Source organism: Gillisia xinjiangensis (assembly GCF_046298265.1).
Lineage (GTDB): Bacteria > Bacteroidota > Bacteroidia > Flavobacteriales > Flavobacteriaceae > Gillisia > Gillisia xinjiangensis.
The window spans coordinates 84,797-100,469 of sequence record NZ_JBKAHK010000010.1; the positions used below are offsets into that span (position 1 = coordinate 84,797).

The following is a 15,673-nucleotide window of genomic DNA, read 5'->3' on the forward strand; positions in this document are numbered from 1 at the left end:
GCGCGAAATATAAATGCCCCTAAGATGGAAGGTAATTTGCTTTTAATTTTGCATTTTTGCACAGAGAAAAAAAATAAATAAGTTATGCCCAAAATTTCAGTTAAAGGAAGTTCCATGCCGGAATCGCCAATTAGAAAATTAGTACCATTTGCAGAAGCAGCCATAAAAAAAGGTCGCAAAATATACCAATTAAATATTGGTCAGCCCGATATTAAAACCCCGGATGTTGCTTTAGACGCTGTAAGAAATCATACTATAGAAGTTTTATCATACAGTCACTCTGCCGGTTTTGAAGGTTACAGGAACAAACTGGCCGGATATTACCAGAAAAAGAACATTCCGGTTACCGGAGAAGAAATTATTATTACCACAGGTGGATCTGAAGCTTTGCTCTTTGCGATGGGTAGCATTGCCGATGCCGGGGATGAAATTATTATTCCGGAACCATTTTATGCGAATTACAATGGATTTGCTGTTGCTTCCGGGGTTAAAATTGTTCCGGTTGAATCTAAGATCGAAACCGATTTTGCACTTCCTCCTATTTCAGAATTTGAAAAATTAATCAGCCCAAAAACCAAGGCAATTTTAATTTGTAACCCTGGAAATCCTACAGGATATCTCTATACAGAAGAAGAGATAAAACAACTTGCCGATCTCGCTCTAAAACATGACATTTTTATAGTGGCCGATGAGGTATATCGTGAATTCGCCTATGATGGAATCCAACACTTTTCAATCATGAGCCTTCCCCAATTGAAGGATCATGCGATCATGATAGATTCTGTATCAAAACGCTACAGCATGTGCGGAGCCAGAATAGGGTGTCTGGTTTCAAAAAACAAAGAGGTGATAGCCACGGCAATGAAATTTGCACAGGCACGTTTAAGCCCACCTACCTTTGAGCAAATTGCCAGTGAAGCTGCCCTAGAAACTCCGCAAAGTTATTTTGACGATGTAATAGAAGAATATACTTCCAGAAGAAATCTTCTCATCGAAGGACTAAAACAAATAGAAGGGGTGAAAGTGGCGGTTCCCAAAGGGGCATTTTATTGTATCGCTGAATTACCGATAGACAATGCCGATAAATTTGCCAAGTGGTTGTTAGAGGACTTTCAAATGGATAATGAAACGGTCATGGTAGCACCTGCAGCGGGATTTTATTCTACCCCAAATACAGGGATGAACCAGGTAAGAATTGCGTATGTACTTAAAAAGGAAAATTTAGAAAAGGCTATTAATATCCTTAAAGTGGCTTTAAAGGAATACAACAAATAATGAATATTTCCCGCAATACTTCTTTAAAATCCTATAACACCTTTGGAATTGATGTAAACGCAAAACAGTTTATATCTATAAACACCATCGATGAACTGAAGGAGCTTTTAAAACAGAATTATTCGGGGGATTTGTTCATTTTAGGAGGCGGAAGCAATATGCTTCTCACAAAAGATATTGATGCTACAGTTACGCATATCAATATCCTGGGCAAAAGGATCCTTAGAAAAACAAAAAACAGTGTTTATGTAGAAGCGCTGGCAGGAGAGAATTGGCATCAGTTTGTGTTATGGACACTGGAAAATAACTGGGGAGGGCTTGAGAACTTATCTTTAATACCCGGAAATATCGGTACTGCCCCAATTCAGAATATTGGTGCTTATGGCGTTGAACTCAAGGATACTTTTGTATCCTGTGATGCCATTGACATACAAACCCTGGAATCCAGAAGTTTTACGGCAGAAGAATGCGAGTTTGGATACCGGAATTCCATTTTCAAGAATAAGGTTAAAGGAAAATACATTATTACCGGAGTTACTTTTAAGCTAAAGAAAAAGAATCACGAAATCCGGACGAATTATGGAGCGATTGATGAATTTTTAAAAGGTTCCGGAATCAGCGATCCAACTATTCAGGACGTTTCTAAAGCGATAATAAAAATAAGGCAACAAAAACTGCCAGACCCACGGGTTCTTGGAAACAGCGGAAGTTTCTTTAAAAATCCGGTAATTAGCGCGGAAGAGTTAACTCATTTAATTATAGAATATCCAGAAATCCCGTATTATAAAGTCTCTGAAAACGAAGCTAAAATCCCTGCGGGTTGGCTTATAGATCAAGCCGGCTTAAAAGGATATAGGGAAGGCGATGCGGGTGTTCATAAGAATCAGGCATTGGTGTTGGTTAATTATGGTAATGCCAGCGGAAAGGAAATTCTTTTACTGGCACAAAAGGTACAGAAAAAAATAAAGGAACAATTTCATATTGACCTTGAACCGGAAGTGAATATATTCTAGACAAAAAAGATCATAAAAAAATCCCGCTTCGGCGGGATTTTTAAGTTTTATGTGATTATGATTTTTTCATAACAACAGCATCAATAACATGCACCACACCATTCGATGCATCTACATCTGCCTGTACGATATTTGCAGTTTTACCATTTCCATCTTTCAGGATAATCTTATCTCCGCTCATTGTAGCTGTTAATTCAGCACCTTCTACGGTAGAGAAATTAAAAGTTCCGTTGTTAGCCTGGATTTCTGCAGCAAGATCTGAAGAAGTAATTTTTCCTGAAACCACGTGATACTTAAGAACATTTTGTAACTGCTTTTTATTCTCTGGTTTCATTAAATTATCCATTGCAGCTTTATCTACTTTAGAAAAAGCATCGTTGGTTGGAGCAAAAACGGTAAAAGGACCTTCATCCTCTTTCATCATTTGGGCAAGTTCAGCATTTTGAAGTGCACTTACCAAAGTACTCAAAGTTGGAGTTGCCATTGCTTTGGCAGCGATAGAATTGGATTCCATCTCCATTTTTTTCTCCTGAGCCTTCATTTCAGCTTTTCTTTCAGCCTCCATTTGCTCCATTTCCATGCGCTCTTTTTCTTCCTGTGCTTTTTTCTCTTTATCTTCACAAGAAGTAAAAGTAACCGCAGAAATTATAGCGATCATAAATAAATTTCTTAATTTCATAATTTAGTTTTTTTCTGTTAATTAATCGATGCAATTTAACAATGAATCCCTAATTATTGCCGATATAATAATTAAATTTAAGTTAAAATTAAACTACCTCCACAATAAATACAATTCATTTCCTTAACATCCATTTTATCCTTATTTTTGCAGTAAGAAATTTAATTATGGAATTATTTATTATAACATTCGTTTTATTAGCACTGGCATTCGCTGGAATTGCCATAAAAATTTGGGGAAAAAAAGACGGGAAATTTGCAGGAACCTGTGCAAGTCAAAGTCCTTTTTTAAATAAGGACGGCGAAGCTTGCAGTTTTTGCGGAAAATTGCCAGATGAAGCCAAAGACTGCGCTGAACCTAAAAAGACGAACTAAACCTGTATGGTAACATTTTTCGTGGTCTACTTTTTAATAATCTCATTTATAAATATCCTATTTTACATAGGATATTTTAGTTTTGCCAATGCGGCTAGCCATGATCCTAAAAAAGTTGACTTCCCTGTTTCTGTAATAATTTGCGCAAAAAACGAAGCAGAAAACCTTCAGCAATTTATACCCTCAATTTTAAACCAGGATTATCCCAATTTTGAGATAATCCTTATTAATGATGCCTCCACCGATAACACGCTGGAGGTGATGGAAAATTTTGCTGCTGAAGACAGGCGTGTGAAACTGGTAAATGTTTTAAACAATGAAGCCTTTTGGGGAAAGAAAAAATATGCGCTTACCCTGGGAATTAAAAAAGCCAAAAACAACCGTCTTCTTTTTACCGATGCCGATTGCGCTCCTGTAAGTGATCAATGGATCACTTCTATGGCTTCAGGATTTGAGGATGAAAAAACCATTGTCCTGGGTTATGGTGGATATTTTAAGCAAAAGAATTCATTTTTAAATTTACTGATACGTTTTGAAACGCTGCTTACCGCCGTGCAGTATTTCTCTTATTCCAAATGGGGAATGTCGTACATGGGAGTGGGAAGAAATCTAGCCTATTCTTCGGAAGAGTTTTACAATCAAAATGGGTTTGCTACACATTTACACTTACGCTCGGGAGATGACGACCTGTTTGTAAATCAGGCTGGAACCTCAAAAAATACAGCAATATGTTTTAACAGGGAATCAATTACCCGCAGTGTTCCAAAATCAAATTATAAAAACTGGTTCCTGCAAAAGCGCAGGCATTCCTCGACTGCTTCCTATTATAAATTCCAACATAAAGTGCTACTTGGCACCTTTTACAGTTCCCAAATAATGTTTTGGGGCCTTCTTGTCCTTTTATTGATCCTTCAAATTAGCTGGCCATTGGTTTTAGGTGTTTTGGCCTTTAGATTATTACTTCAATATATTGTTTTCTGGAAATCGGCCAAAAAACTGGATGAAATGGATTTGGTTTGGTTATTTCCGGTTCTGGAATTGTTTTTAATTTCCTCGCAATTCTATATCTTTATCAGTAATATATTCTCAAAGCCAACTCATTGGAAATAAATTCTGTTTTCCTTATTCAGCAAATAGAGCAAGCAAAAGCCGGGCATCAGGCCGCCTATAAATATTTACTGGATACCTTTTGGAGTGATGTATATGCATTTCAGCTAAAAAGGACCAGAAATGAGTATGATGCGGAAGAAATCACCATTCAGACATTCTCGAAAGCCTTTGATAAACTCTTATCTTTTGATGAGAATTACAATTTCAAAACCTGGCTTATAACCATTTCCAGGAATATCCATATAGACCTTATTCGAAAAAAGAAAGCTTCCATTCGTGGCAATACCGCAGATGAATCAAACGAAAAGGTATACAGAATCGCCGATGAAACTCCTACCATAGAAGACATCCTTATCAAGGAGCAACATCTTGCGCAATTGCTAAGCGATATCAAACAATTAAAACCGCATTATCAAAAAGTGATAAACCTTAGATATTTTCAGGAAAAATCCTACAAGGAGATCGCTACAGAATTGGAAGAACCTATGAATAATATCAAGGTGAAATTGTTGCGTGCAAAAAAATTATTATCCCAGATTATCGAATCCCGAAAGAGCTAAATCACCTACCAGTAGGTACGCTCACGAGGTAAATATGGAGAATAAATCCCTGGTTTTTGGATGAAATACGGATTGTGGGGCACAGGCTTCCATCGGGGATTTAAACCCGAAAGACTCCTATTCTTAAATTACTCGTTTCATCATATTATTGTATCTTTGAAGCATAGAATTTTGATATGACTACAGATACTATACCTGCACCAATACGAACTCCAAAACCTAAATGGCTGCGTGTAAAACTGCCTACCGGAAAAAAATATACCGAGTTAAGAGGATTGGTAGATAAATACGATTTGCATACGATTTGCACCTCCGGAAGCTGCCCCAATATGGGGGAATGCTGGTCTGAAGGAACTGCCACTTTCATGATCCTGGGAAATGTATGTACACGTTCCTGTGGATTTTGTGGCGTAAAAACGGGAAGACCGGACACTTTAGATTGGGATGAACCTGAAAAAGTTGCCCGTTCCATTAAATTGATGAAAATAAAACATGCCGTTGTAACCAGCGTAGACCGTGATGACCTGAAAGATATGGGCTCCATTCTATGGGCGGAAACCGTGAAGGCTATCCGGAGAATGAACCCTGAAACAACTCTGGAAACCCTTATTCCCGATTTTCAGGGAAATGAGCGTAATATTGACAGAATAATTGCTGTAAACCCTGAAGTTGTTTCCCACAATATGGAAACCGTAAAACGTCTTACCCGGGAAGTCCGCATTCAGGCTAAATATGAACGCAGTCTGGAAGTGCTCAATTATTTAAAAAAGAACGGGATCAAAAGGACTAAATCCGGGATCATGCTAGGTCTTGGGGAAGAAGAGGATGAAGTTATTCAAAGTCTTAAAGATTTGCGAAGCGTAAATGTTGATATTGTTACCATAGGTCAATATTTGCAACCAAGTAAAAAACATTTACCTGTAAAAGATTTTATAACTCCGGAACAATTCGAAAAATACGAAACTATTGGTTTGGAATTAGGGTTTCGACATGTAGAAAGCAGCGCACTTGTAAGATCTTCCTATAAGGCCCAAAAACATTTAACTTAATTCTCTTCTGCTAGGAATATGGCTGAAAAAATAAAAATTGGGATCAACGGTTTTGGTCGTATTGGTCGCAACTTATTCAGAATTTTAATCGGAAATAATCAGATAGAAGTCGTGGCAATCAACGATATTGCAGATGCTACTACCCTATCCCACCTTTTAAAATACGACAGTATTCACGGCAGGTTACAGCAGAATATTTCTTCTGAAAACGCTAGTATCCAAATAGAGGACTGGAAAATCCCGGTTTTAAATCACCTCCACCCTAAAGATATTCCCTGGACAAAATATGGAGTAGAATATGTAATAGAATGTTCCGGGAAATTCAAAAAAACAGAAGATCTGGAATTTCATCTTCAGGAAGGGGTCAAAAAAGTAATACTCTCTGCACCGCCGGATGATGATCATATAAAAATGATTGTTTTAGGAGTTAATGAAAATATTCTTGATGGAAGCGAAAAAATAATTTCCAATGCTTCCTGTACTACAAATAACGCAGCACCTATGCTGGATGTAATCAAAAGAAACTTTGGTGTAAAACACGCCTATATTTCCACAATTCATTCCTATACTTCCGATCAAAGCTTACATGACAAACCACATCGGGATCTAAGAAGATCAAGAGCCGCAACACTTTCCATCATCCCAACAACAACGGGAGCTGCGAAAGCCTTAACCAAAATATTTCCAGATTTAAAGGAAGTTATTGGTGGTTGCGGAATACGGGTTCCGGTACCAAATGGTTCGCTTACAGATATGACTATAAATGTTCTGCAACCCACCACAATTGAAGAAATCAATAAGGCATTTAAGGAGGCAGCTAAAACCTACCTTAAAAATTATCTTAGTTATACCGAAGAACCCCTTGTTTCCATAGATATTTCCGGCGATCCGCATTCCTGTATTTTCGATGCTCAAATGACATCGGTAATTGGAGGGGATCTGGTAAAACTAATAGGCTGGTATGACAATGAAATAGGATATTCCAGCCGGTTAATAGATTTAATTTCTTTGGTTTCAAAGAAATAACTATATTTAACAATATTAAGCACGAGCCACCCCCCTGATGAAGAACCTATTTTTTTCGCTTATTTTACTATTCAGTTGCTACTCCTCCTACGCTTTTCAGCAAGAAAACCAGGATGAAATTTCCAGAAAGAACACAGAAATTCTTCAATTACTAAATGAAGCCGAAATTTCGATAAATGTTTTAGATTTTGAGCGGGCCCATACACAGCTAAATGAGGCACTCGATAAAGCAAAACAAATTAACGATCAAAAACACATTGCTCTATCCAGCAGTATTCTTTCCTCACTTTATTACATACGCCACGAATATAACCGCGCAGCTACCGAACTCCAACGTGCCATTTCAATTCAAAGAGAAATAAACGATGAGGCAGGACTTGCTTACAGTTATATTAATTATGCGAAGATTTTTAGCGCTCAGGATAAATTCGATCGGGCTAATAATTATTTAGATTCAGCCGAAGATCATTATTTAAAAGTAAATGATACTGAATATCTGGGAATTGTAGCCTTAAACAGGGGAATAAATAACCTGAATTCTGAAAATTCCGAAAAAGGCAGGCAGCTCGCACTTACCCAATTAAATAATGCGGAGGCCTATTTATCGGAAAGTACAAATCAATATGAAAAATCAAGATTATATTATTATAAAGCACGGGTTTATTTCATAAATGGTCAATATGGCAGTGCTCAATCTGAAGCTTTAAAATCCCTCAAGATTGCTAAGGACCACAATTATGGAAGTATGTACATACAGTCCACCAAAATTTTAAGTAAGATTGCTGAAGAACAAGGAGATTTTAAGAATTCCCTAAGCTATCTCAAAATTAGCAATAGGTTAAAGGATTCAATTTTCGACATGAATAGGGAAGTTCTGGCCATTGACGCGAATGCCCGCTACGGTGTTGATGCTATGAGAAGCAACTTAAAGAAGGTTTTACAAAAAAATGCTGAACAGGAGCGATCTTTAAAAGTCAATAAACTCACAACCATTTTAAGTGTGGCACTTATTACTATTTTGTCTTTATTAACCCTATCGCTATATAAAAACAACAATCTTCGCGCCCGTGCAAATGAATTGCTCCAGAAGAAAAATGATGAATTGACCATCGCCAAAGAAAATGCTGAAAAAGCATCTATGGCTAAGGCACAGTTCCTTTCCACTATCACCCATGAACTTCGCACGCCATTATATGCTGTAACAGGATTAACACATTTACTTTTAGAAGAAAGCCCTACCGAAAATCAGAAGGAACATTTAAATTCGCTGAAATTTTCAGGAGAATACCTGCTTTCCCTCATCAACAATATTTTAGACCTCAATAAACTGGAAGCGAAAAAAGTTGAAATCCTGGAAACTTCATTTGACCTTGAGAAACGTATTTCTGATGTGCTTATCGCCCTGAAAAATTCAGCCGATGACAAAAAGACGACTTTACATTTTGATTTTGACCCTACAATTCCGGAGAAATTAAAAGGTGATCCGCTTAAAATCTCCCAGATCCTGATCAACCTGATAGGAAACTCTATAAAATTCACCGATAATGGAGACATATGGATAGCCGTTAAAAAGGTGAACCAGGTTGGAAAACAATTATTTCTTCATTTTGAAATAAAAGATAACGGGGAAGGGATCACTAAAGAAAAACAGAGTGCAATTTTTGATAATTTTACACAGGGATCCTTACAAATAAACAGGAAATTTGGGGGAACAGGTTTAGGTCTTTCAATCGTTAAGAATTTATTGAATTTAATGGGCAGTGATATTCACCTTGAGAGTGAATTAGGCAAAGGTTCAGCCTTTACTTTCGACCTTAAGTTTGAAGCATTCGAAGAAGTAGCAGGAACTACTAACCCCGGCGATGCCAATGTTCCTCTTTCCAATGATATAATGCACAACAAACGCATTCTTATTGTAGAGGATAACAAGATCAACCAAATGATTACCCGCAAGATCCTGGAAAAACATAAGGTGATATGTGATATTGCAGATAATGGTACAATTGCTATTGAAAAGGTGAAAAACAATCATTTTGACCTCATCCTTATGGACATACATATGCCTGGAATAAGCGGGATTGAGGCAACTATTGAAATAAGAAAGTTTGATGACCAAATCCCTATTGTTGCCTTAACAGCAGTTACACTCGACGAGAATCTTGATGAATTTTATTTAAACGGATTTACGGATATTATACCCAAACCCTATAAAACAGAAGAATTTTTCCATAAGATCAATCTACACCTGGCCGCAAATAAAGTTCAGGTTTAGCCTATTGGCATAAACTTTGAAAAAGGCATTGTAATTAAAATTATATACCGAAAAAGAATATATGGTTTGAGTTAGCCAATATTAAATGAGGTGCCAGTGGCACCTCATTTTTCAGTTAAAACATATTGTGATAATTCCCTGTTGAACCCTTCAGCATTGCTAATAAATTTCATTTTAATAGGCAGGTAGTATAATCCCGGATGAGAAATTAAATTCTTCAATCTCATAAAGTCCTTTTCTGTGGTAAGAATTCTGGTGGCAGAAGTAAACTTCTGCAAATCTGAAGAAGAAAAATTATGATGATCTGGAAATTTAAAATGGGTAAAGTACATGTTCATTTTATCCAGATGATTGCACAAAGGAATGGGATTTGCTATTCCCGTAACCAGGGATATTTTTTCATTTAAAATAGCACTTAAAGAGATTTCTTCATGTTCATTATAAATTTTTTCAGCATACTCGATATAACTGAAGTATAGTTTTTGATAGCGCTCTAATTTCAGCCTTTTGCGTATTTTATCCTGCTCTATTTTTGACAAATCCGCAGGACATTTGGTAACCACAATAATCCTGGCTCTTTCAGCTCCGCTAAGCGGCTCTCTTAAATTTCCCATTGGCAAAATAAAATCATCCAAATATAAATCGCCATAACTGGTTAAAAGTATATTGAGCCCTGCTTTCACCTTTCTATGCTGAAAAGCGTCATCCAACAATACCACTTCCGGAGAAAACCTGTTTTTTAAAATTGAAATCCCATGAACACGGTTTTCATCTACAGCAATTATAGCATTCTTAAAATGCGATTTAAATTGAAGCGGCTCATCCCCTACTTCCCTGGCAGATTCACTTCCATTCAGCAAAATAAAACCTTTGGTCTCCCGACCGTAACCCCGGCTAAGCGCAGCAACTTTATAGCTCTGTGAAAGCAAATCCAGAAGATATTCTATCATTGGGGTTTTTCCCGTTCCGCCTGCACTAAGATTTCCAACACAAATAACAGGAAATAGAAATTTCGTGGATTTTAAAAAACCTGTATCGTATAAATAATTGCGAAAACGCATCACCAAACCATACAGAAGCGCAAATGGAAAAAGGAATTTTCTAAAGATTCTCATCCAGACGAAAGTATAATATTTATATTTGAAATAAAATAAGATTTATGATAATTGCAGAGATAATCAAACATCTGGAAGATTTCGCGCCTGTTTCCACCGCCGAAGATTTTGACAATGTAGGCTTATTGGTTGGCCAGCCAGAAACAACAGTAACTGGTATTCTCATCACACTGGATACCCTTGAGGAAGTTGTAGAAGAAGCCATCGCTACAAACTGTAATTTAATCGTGAGTTTTCATCCAATCATATTTTCAGGATTAAAGAGATTGAATGGTGCCAATTATGTAGAAAGAACCGTGATAAAAGCGATTCAAAACAACATAGCGATTTACGCTATACATACAGCCTTGGACAATCACCATTTAGGGGTCAATAAAATGATTTGTGACAAGCTGGAACTCCTTAATACCAGGATCCTGATCCCTAAAAAAAACAACATCAAAAAATTAACAACCTACATCCCAACTGCGAAAGCTGCACAACTAAGACAAAAATTGTTTGAAGCAGGTGCCGGAAGTATTGGAAATTATGATGAATGCAGCTTCAACCTTGAAGGAATTGGAAGTTTTAAACCAGGAGAGCAAGCCAACCCCGTTATAGGCACAAGTGGAGAAACTCATTTTGAGAAAGAAACCCAGATAAATGTAACTTTTCCTTTAAATGTGGAATCCCAGATTCTTAAAGCGCTCTTTAAAAACCACCCTTATGAAGAAGTGGCTTATGAAGTTACTACCCTGGATAATTCAAACCAGCAAATAGGAATGGGAATGATTGGAGAGCTAAAGCAGGAAATGGAGGAAGTTGTTTTTCTTTCTGAAATAAAAAAAATATTCAAAACAGGATGCATCCGGCATTCAGAATTGTTGGGAAAACCAGTAAAAAAAGTAGCAGTTTTAGGAGGGAGTGGCAGCTTCGCCATTGAAAACGCAAAAAAAGCCGGTGCCGACATCTTTATATCGGCAGATTTCAAGTATCACGATTTCTATAAAGCTGAACAAAAGCTGGTACTTGCAGATATTGGACACTATGAAAGTGAGCAATACACAAAAAACCTATTACATTCGTATCTTAGTAAAAAAATTAGTAATTTTGCACTTATTTTATCGAATACAAAAACCAATCCAATCAAGTATTATTAACTATGGCAAAAAAAACCGATGTTACTGTAGAAGAGAAGTTAAGAGCGTTGTACGATCTTCAACTAATTGATTCCAGAATCGATGAAATTAGAAATGTACGAGGTGAACTTCCCCTGGAGGTAGAAGATCTGGAAGACGAAGTAGCCGGGTTAAACACGCGTATACAAAAGTTAGAAACTGATTTGGAGTCGGTTGATGCAGACATTAAGAACAAAAAAATTCTTATTGATGATTCCAAAGCAGCAATAAAAAAATATACCGAACAACAAAAAAATGTTCGTAATAACCGTGAATTTAATGCTTTAAGCAAAGAGATAGAATTTCAGGAACTTGAAATTGAACTAGCTGAAAAACACATTAAAGAACACAAAGCTCAAATCGAGCACAAAAAGGATGTGATCACTCAAACCAAAGAAAGGTTAAACGATCGTGATAAACATCTTACCCACAAAAAAGGAGAATTGGATGCCATTCTGGCTGAAACTCAAAAAGAGGAAGAACAGTTGGTGAAAAAATCCAATGAATTTGAAACTCTAATTGAGGATAGGTTGATAAGTGCCTATAAGCGTATAAGGACCAATGTTAAAAACGGGTTGGCGGTTGTAGCCGTAGAACGTGGAGCTTCAGGTGGTTCTTATTTCACTATTCCACCACAGGTAATAGTTGAAATTTCAAGCAGAAGAAAGATTATCACAGATGAACATAGTGGTAGAATTTTGGTTGATGAAGAGCTTGCAAAAGAAGAGCATGAAAAGATGGAAAAGCTTTTTTCTAAAATCTAGACAAAAAATCTTATTGAAAAGGATATTCAGAAGGAATCTAAAACCGATTTCTATTTGACTATCCTTTTTTTTTTGTGCTTTTATTTTTTTTAGAAAACTCACCAGGCGACCTTCATTAAGAAAACGAAAAACAATCGTCTTTTTAAACAAATCCCGTGAAAATCTAATCCCTATTGTAAAATAACAGCATTTTAACAGTCTGAGTCAATTTGCTATCTAACTTTGAGCGTCAATAAATAACTATGTATGAAATGAGCATATCGGAAACGCGAAACAAACACCGATAGAGATATGCGAATTACATATAACCAATAAAAACACATATGAAACTATTTCTTACAGTTCTTACAATGATTTTTATTGTTTCTTCGTGTAAAAACGATACAGAAAAAGATGTCCGGAATCAGGAAGTCTACCTGGAGGAAGAAAATTCAGAAACAGAAAATAAGAACAGGGAAAATCAAAACATTGCTACTTCAAAACAGAAAGATTCTTCAGAATTGAAATCCCAGAAGCAGGATTCAAATTCAAAAAACAATTCTACTGCAACTTTAGCTGGGAATTATATCAAGGCAGGTCTGGAAAATGATGCTAATTGCACCTGTTATTGTCTGGACGTACAATTTAATTCCACTTCTCAATTATGTCTTACTCCGGATAAGATGTATATCAATGTAAGATTTGAAAAAGTCAATGAAAAACTGGGTAATGTATACCTGATTGCTCCTTCCGATAGAAATACTGAAGGAGATGCGATCCCATGGTCAAAATTCAGCAGAAATATTCCGGTTGCTACTATTACATCACAAAATATTGGAGAAATAGATTTTGATTGGTTAGGTTTCACAATTAATGGCGACATAGCAAAGGATTATGCCCTTTTCGGAAAAAAAACACTGGAAGGCAATTACATCAAAAAGTAATCGTGCAAGGTTAATTTTTTTATAGTTGCTACTACAAAACTATATTTCAATAAAATAAAACATATATGAAATCTATTTTTTTAATATCTTTTTCCCTATTTATGTTATCCTGTGGAAACGGAAACACCCAAACGGTATCCAAAGAAAATATCACCACTGTAGAACCGGTAGAAGTGCCTGTTCAGGACGGAATGGCAAGAGCATATTTCGCCAGCGGTTGTTTCTGGTGTGTAGAAGCTATTTATGAGAGTATTGAGGGAGTAGACGAAGTAATTTCAGGATATTCCGGCGGACATACAAAAAATCCAACCTACGAGTCCAGCAATACCGGAAGAACCGGACATGCAGAAGCGGTGGAAGTGATTTATGATCCTGAAATAATCAATTTTAAAACTCTGGTAAAGGTATATTATGGCTCACAAAACCCAACTCAGGTAAATGGACAAGGCCCGGATAATGGTTCGCAATACCGTTCTATAATTTTTTATCAAAACAAGGATCAAAAAGGAATTATTGAAAACGTAAAAGCAGAAGTTGCGAAAAATTATGAAAAACCGCTGGCTGCAGAAATTTTACCTTTTCAAAAATTTTGGATTGCAGAAGATTATCATCAGAATTACGAAAAAAATAATCCTGGGAATCCCTATATTCAAAATGTTTCTATTCCAAGACTTAATAGATTTAAGGAAAAATTTCCCGAATTACTGAAGGAAAATAGTCATTAAACTTCCGTCGTAATTATTGATAAAGTGAATCTTTTGGGTTCACTTATTTTTTTTATGTATCCCTTAATTAATTTCCCCAAAGGATTTATTTGATTATTTTTACAGCTTTCAAGAAAATTCCTAACCTCCTTCCATGAACATTACCACAGAAAATGTACTTTTAATAGGTTCTCTCCTACTTTTAATAAGCATTCTCGCTGGTAAAACATCCTATAAATTTGGGGTTCCCACCCTAATTTTGTTCCTACTCGTTGGGGTTTTGGCGGGATCTGAAGGAATAGGAAAAATTAACTTTGACGATCCCCAATTAGCTCAGTTCATCGGCATCGTTTCCCTTAATTTCATACTGTTTTCAGGGGGTCTGGATACAAGTTGGAAAAGCATAAAACCGGTGGTATGGCAGGGAGTAAGCCTATCTACGCTGGGGGTTTTGCTAACGGCAGTTTCTGTTGGCTTTTTTGTGTCATTTATCACAGATTTCACCATATATGAAGGCCTTTTATTAGGTGCCATTGTATCTTCCACAGATGCTGCAGCGGTATTTTCAATTCTCAGGGCCAAAAACCTTGGCCTAAAAACAAACCTTCGGCCAACCCTGGAATTGGAAAGCGGTAGTAACGACCCTATGGCCTATTTCCTCACCATTGCCTTTTTAGGATTGGTAATCAATCAGGATCTTAGCATTTACAGCATAATCCCACTTTTTCTAAAACAAATTTTAATAGGTGGAGCACTTGGTTTTGCTTTTGGAAAACTGAGTAAATACATGATCAACCGCATCAGGCTGGATTTTGAAGGATTATATCCGGTTTTAGCCATAGCGCTTATGTTTATAACCTTTTCCTTTACCGATTTTGTTGGCGGAAATGGGTTTTTAGCGGTGTACTTATGTGCCGTGTATTTGGGAAATCATAATATCATCCATAAAAAGACCATTATGAAAATGTTTGATGGTCTTGCCTGGCTTATGCAAATAGTGCTGTTCCTAACCCTTGGTTTGCTGGTTTTTCCAAGCCAGGTACTGCCTGTAGTGGGAATAGGAATGTTTGTTTCGGTATTTCTCATATTTATAGCCAGGCCCTTGAGCGTCTTTATAAGTTTGATGTTCTTTAAAATGAAAATGCGAAGAAGATGGTATATTTCCTGGGTTGGACTTCGGGGAGCGGTTCCTATAGTTTTCGCAACCTATCCACTATTGGCCGGAATTGAGAAAGCCAATATGATTTTTAATATTGTATTTTTTGTGTCGCTTTCCTCCGTATTGGTTCAGGGAACCACTTTATCCCTGGTTGCAAAATGGCTGCATGTCGCACTTCCATTTAAAGTGAAACCAAAATCTCCTGTGGATGCATTTTTGGCAGATGGAGCAAAATCTTTTATAAGAGAAATAATTATTCCGGAAAATAATCATTCAGTTGGGAAACCAATTGTGCGATTAAAATTTCCAAGGAAAGCGATTATTGCAATGATTTCCCGGGATGATAAATTTCTTACTCCAAACGGTACAACTGAAATTGAACCGAATGATATGCTTATTGTTCTTACAGAAGACAGTGAAACCCTTAAAGAAGTCTATGAAAGCCTGGGGCTTGATATGATTAACGAAGAAGAAGAAAGTTTTACCTAGGGAT

15 protein-coding genes are annotated in these 15,673 nt (G+C 36.7%); 13 read left to right on the forward strand and 2 right to left on the reverse strand.

The genetic code is table 11. From position 1 onward, the window contains the following. Nucleotides 1-84: 84 nt before the first annotated feature. Entirely contained in the window at nt 85-1,275 is a 1,191-nt protein-coding gene (locus ACKGJN_RS15235) for a pyridoxal phosphate-dependent aminotransferase (RefSeq protein ID WP_409540411.1), read from the forward strand. Further along, nucleotides 1,275-2,288, forward strand: a complete 1,014-nt coding sequence (murB, locus tag ACKGJN_RS15240) for a UDP-N-acetylmuramate dehydrogenase (protein ID WP_409540412.1) — start codon at nt 1,275-1,277, stop codon at nt 2,286-2,288. Before ACKGJN_RS15235 ends, murB begins: the two co-directional genes overlap by 1 nt. A 55-nt stretch (nt 2,289-2,343) precedes the next feature. On the opposite strand, the gene ACKGJN_RS15245 is transcribed toward murB, so the two are convergent. Then, a complete protein-coding gene (locus ACKGJN_RS15245; protein ID WP_409540413.1) occupies nt 2,344-2,967 on the reverse strand; it encodes a fasciclin domain-containing protein in 624 nt (207 codons plus the stop codon). Between the two features lie 167 nt (nt 2,968-3,134). Between ACKGJN_RS15245 and ACKGJN_RS15250 the strand changes: the two genes are divergently transcribed. From ACKGJN_RS15250 to ACKGJN_RS15275, 6 genes are all read left to right on the forward strand, one after another. After that, nucleotides 3,135-3,341 (forward strand): hypothetical protein, encoded by a 207-nt coding sequence (locus ACKGJN_RS15250; RefSeq protein WP_006989727.1) that lies wholly within the window; start codon nt 3,135-3,137, stop codon nt 3,339-3,341. Between the two features lie 6 nt (nt 3,342-3,347). Then, a complete protein-coding gene (locus ACKGJN_RS15255) occupies nt 3,348-4,451 on the forward strand; it encodes a glycosyltransferase (RefSeq protein ID WP_409540414.1) in 1,104 nt (367 codons plus the stop codon). Beyond that, on the forward strand, nt 4,442-5,011 hold the full coding sequence (locus ACKGJN_RS15260; RefSeq protein ID WP_409540415.1) for an RNA polymerase sigma factor: 570 nt from the start codon (nt 4,442-4,444) through the stop codon (nt 5,009-5,011). The genes ACKGJN_RS15255 and ACKGJN_RS15260 overlap by 10 nt, the downstream gene beginning before the upstream one ends. Before the next feature lie 176 nt (nt 5,012-5,187). Beyond that, nucleotides 5,188-6,060: a lipoyl synthase gene (gene lipA, locus ACKGJN_RS15265; protein WP_409540416.1), complete on the forward strand. Its 873-nt coding sequence runs from the start codon at nt 5,188-5,190 to the stop codon at nt 6,058-6,060. Nucleotides 6,061-6,078: 18 nt separating this feature from the next. Next, nucleotides 6,079-7,086 (forward strand): type I glyceraldehyde-3-phosphate dehydrogenase, encoded by a 1,008-nt coding sequence (gene gap / locus ACKGJN_RS15270; RefSeq protein WP_409540417.1) that lies wholly within the window; start codon nt 6,079-6,081, stop codon nt 7,084-7,086. A gap of 37 nt (nt 7,087-7,123) precedes the next feature. Then, on the forward strand, nt 7,124-9,358 hold the full coding sequence (locus tag ACKGJN_RS15275; protein WP_409540419.1) for a hybrid sensor histidine kinase/response regulator: 2,235 nt from the start codon (nt 7,124-7,126) through the stop codon (nt 9,356-9,358). Nucleotides 9,359-9,462: 104 nt separating this feature from the next. On the opposite strand, the gene lpxK is transcribed toward ACKGJN_RS15275, so the two are convergent. Continuing rightward, the gene (gene lpxK, locus ACKGJN_RS15280; protein WP_409540420.1) at nt 9,463-10,473 is read right to left on the reverse strand and encodes a tetraacyldisaccharide 4'-kinase; all 1,011 of its coding nucleotides are present in this window, start codon (nt 10,471-10,473) and stop codon (nt 9,463-9,465) included. Between the two features lie 44 nt (nt 10,474-10,517). On the opposite strand from lpxK, the gene ACKGJN_RS15285 reads away from it, so the two are divergent. From ACKGJN_RS15285 to ACKGJN_RS15305, 5 genes are all read left to right on the forward strand, one after another. Beyond that, on the forward strand, nt 10,518-11,612 hold the full coding sequence (locus ACKGJN_RS15285) for a Nif3-like dinuclear metal center hexameric protein (protein ID WP_409540421.1): 1,095 nt from the start codon (nt 10,518-10,520) through the stop codon (nt 11,610-11,612). Nucleotides 11,613-11,614: 2 nt separating this feature from the next. Beyond that, nucleotides 11,615-12,394 (forward strand): zinc ribbon domain-containing protein, encoded by a 780-nt coding sequence (locus tag ACKGJN_RS15290; RefSeq protein ID WP_409540423.1) that lies wholly within the window; start codon nt 11,615-11,617, stop codon nt 12,392-12,394. Nucleotides 12,395-12,717: 323 nt separating this feature from the next. Next, nucleotides 12,718-13,317 (forward strand): hypothetical protein, encoded by a 600-nt coding sequence (locus tag ACKGJN_RS15295; protein WP_409540424.1) that lies wholly within the window; start codon nt 12,718-12,720, stop codon nt 13,315-13,317. Nucleotides 13,318-13,382: 65 nt separating this feature from the next. Beyond that, nucleotides 13,383-14,042: a peptide-methionine (S)-S-oxide reductase MsrA gene (gene msrA / locus ACKGJN_RS15300; RefSeq protein ID WP_409540425.1), complete on the forward strand. Its 660-nt coding sequence runs from the start codon at nt 13,383-13,385 to the stop codon at nt 14,040-14,042. Between the two features lie 133 nt (nt 14,043-14,175). Beyond that, a complete protein-coding gene (locus tag ACKGJN_RS15305; RefSeq protein WP_409540426.1) occupies nt 14,176-15,669 on the forward strand; it encodes a potassium/proton antiporter in 1,494 nt (497 codons plus the stop codon). Nucleotides 15,670-15,673 lie beyond the last annotated feature (4 nt).

Excerpts from the sequence above, each read along its gene's own strand:
- ACKGJN_RS15235 (WP_409540411.1), top strand. The coding sequence starts at position 85 with ATGCCCAAAATTTCAGTTAAAGGAAGTTCCATGCCGGAATCGCCAATT.
- murB (WP_409540412.1), top strand. The coding sequence starts at position 1,275 with ATGAATATTTCCCGCAATACTTCTTTAAAATCCTATAACACCTTTGGA.
- ACKGJN_RS15245 (WP_409540413.1), bottom strand. The coding sequence starts at position 2,967 with ATGAAATTAAGAAATTTATTTATGATCGCTATAATTTCTGCGGTTACT.
- ACKGJN_RS15250 (WP_006989727.1), top strand. The coding sequence starts at position 3,135 with ATGGAATTATTTATTATAACATTCGTTTTATTAGCACTGGCATTCGCT.
- ACKGJN_RS15255 (WP_409540414.1), top strand. The coding sequence starts at position 3,348 with ATGGTAACATTTTTCGTGGTCTACTTTTTAATAATCTCATTTATAAAT.
- lipA (WP_409540416.1), top strand. The coding sequence starts at position 5,188 with ATGACTACAGATACTATACCTGCACCAATACGAACTCCAAAACCTAAA.
- gap (WP_409540417.1), top strand. The coding sequence starts at position 6,079 with ATGGCTGAAAAAATAAAAATTGGGATCAACGGTTTTGGTCGTATTGGT.
- ACKGJN_RS15275 (WP_409540419.1), top strand. The coding sequence starts at position 7,124 with ATGAAGAACCTATTTTTTTCGCTTATTTTACTATTCAGTTGCTACTCC.
- lpxK (WP_409540420.1), bottom strand. The coding sequence starts at position 10,473 with ATGAGAATCTTTAGAAAATTCCTTTTTCCATTTGCGCTTCTGTATGGT.
- ACKGJN_RS15285 (WP_409540421.1), top strand. The coding sequence starts at position 10,518 with ATGATAATTGCAGAGATAATCAAACATCTGGAAGATTTCGCGCCTGTT.
- ACKGJN_RS15290 (WP_409540423.1), top strand. The coding sequence starts at position 11,615 with ATGGCAAAAAAAACCGATGTTACTGTAGAAGAGAAGTTAAGAGCGTTG.
- ACKGJN_RS15295 (WP_409540424.1), top strand. The coding sequence starts at position 12,718 with ATGAAACTATTTCTTACAGTTCTTACAATGATTTTTATTGTTTCTTCG.
- msrA (WP_409540425.1), top strand. The coding sequence starts at position 13,383 with ATGAAATCTATTTTTTTAATATCTTTTTCCCTATTTATGTTATCCTGT.
- ACKGJN_RS15305 (WP_409540426.1), top strand. The coding sequence starts at position 14,176 with ATGAACATTACCACAGAAAATGTACTTTTAATAGGTTCTCTCCTACTT.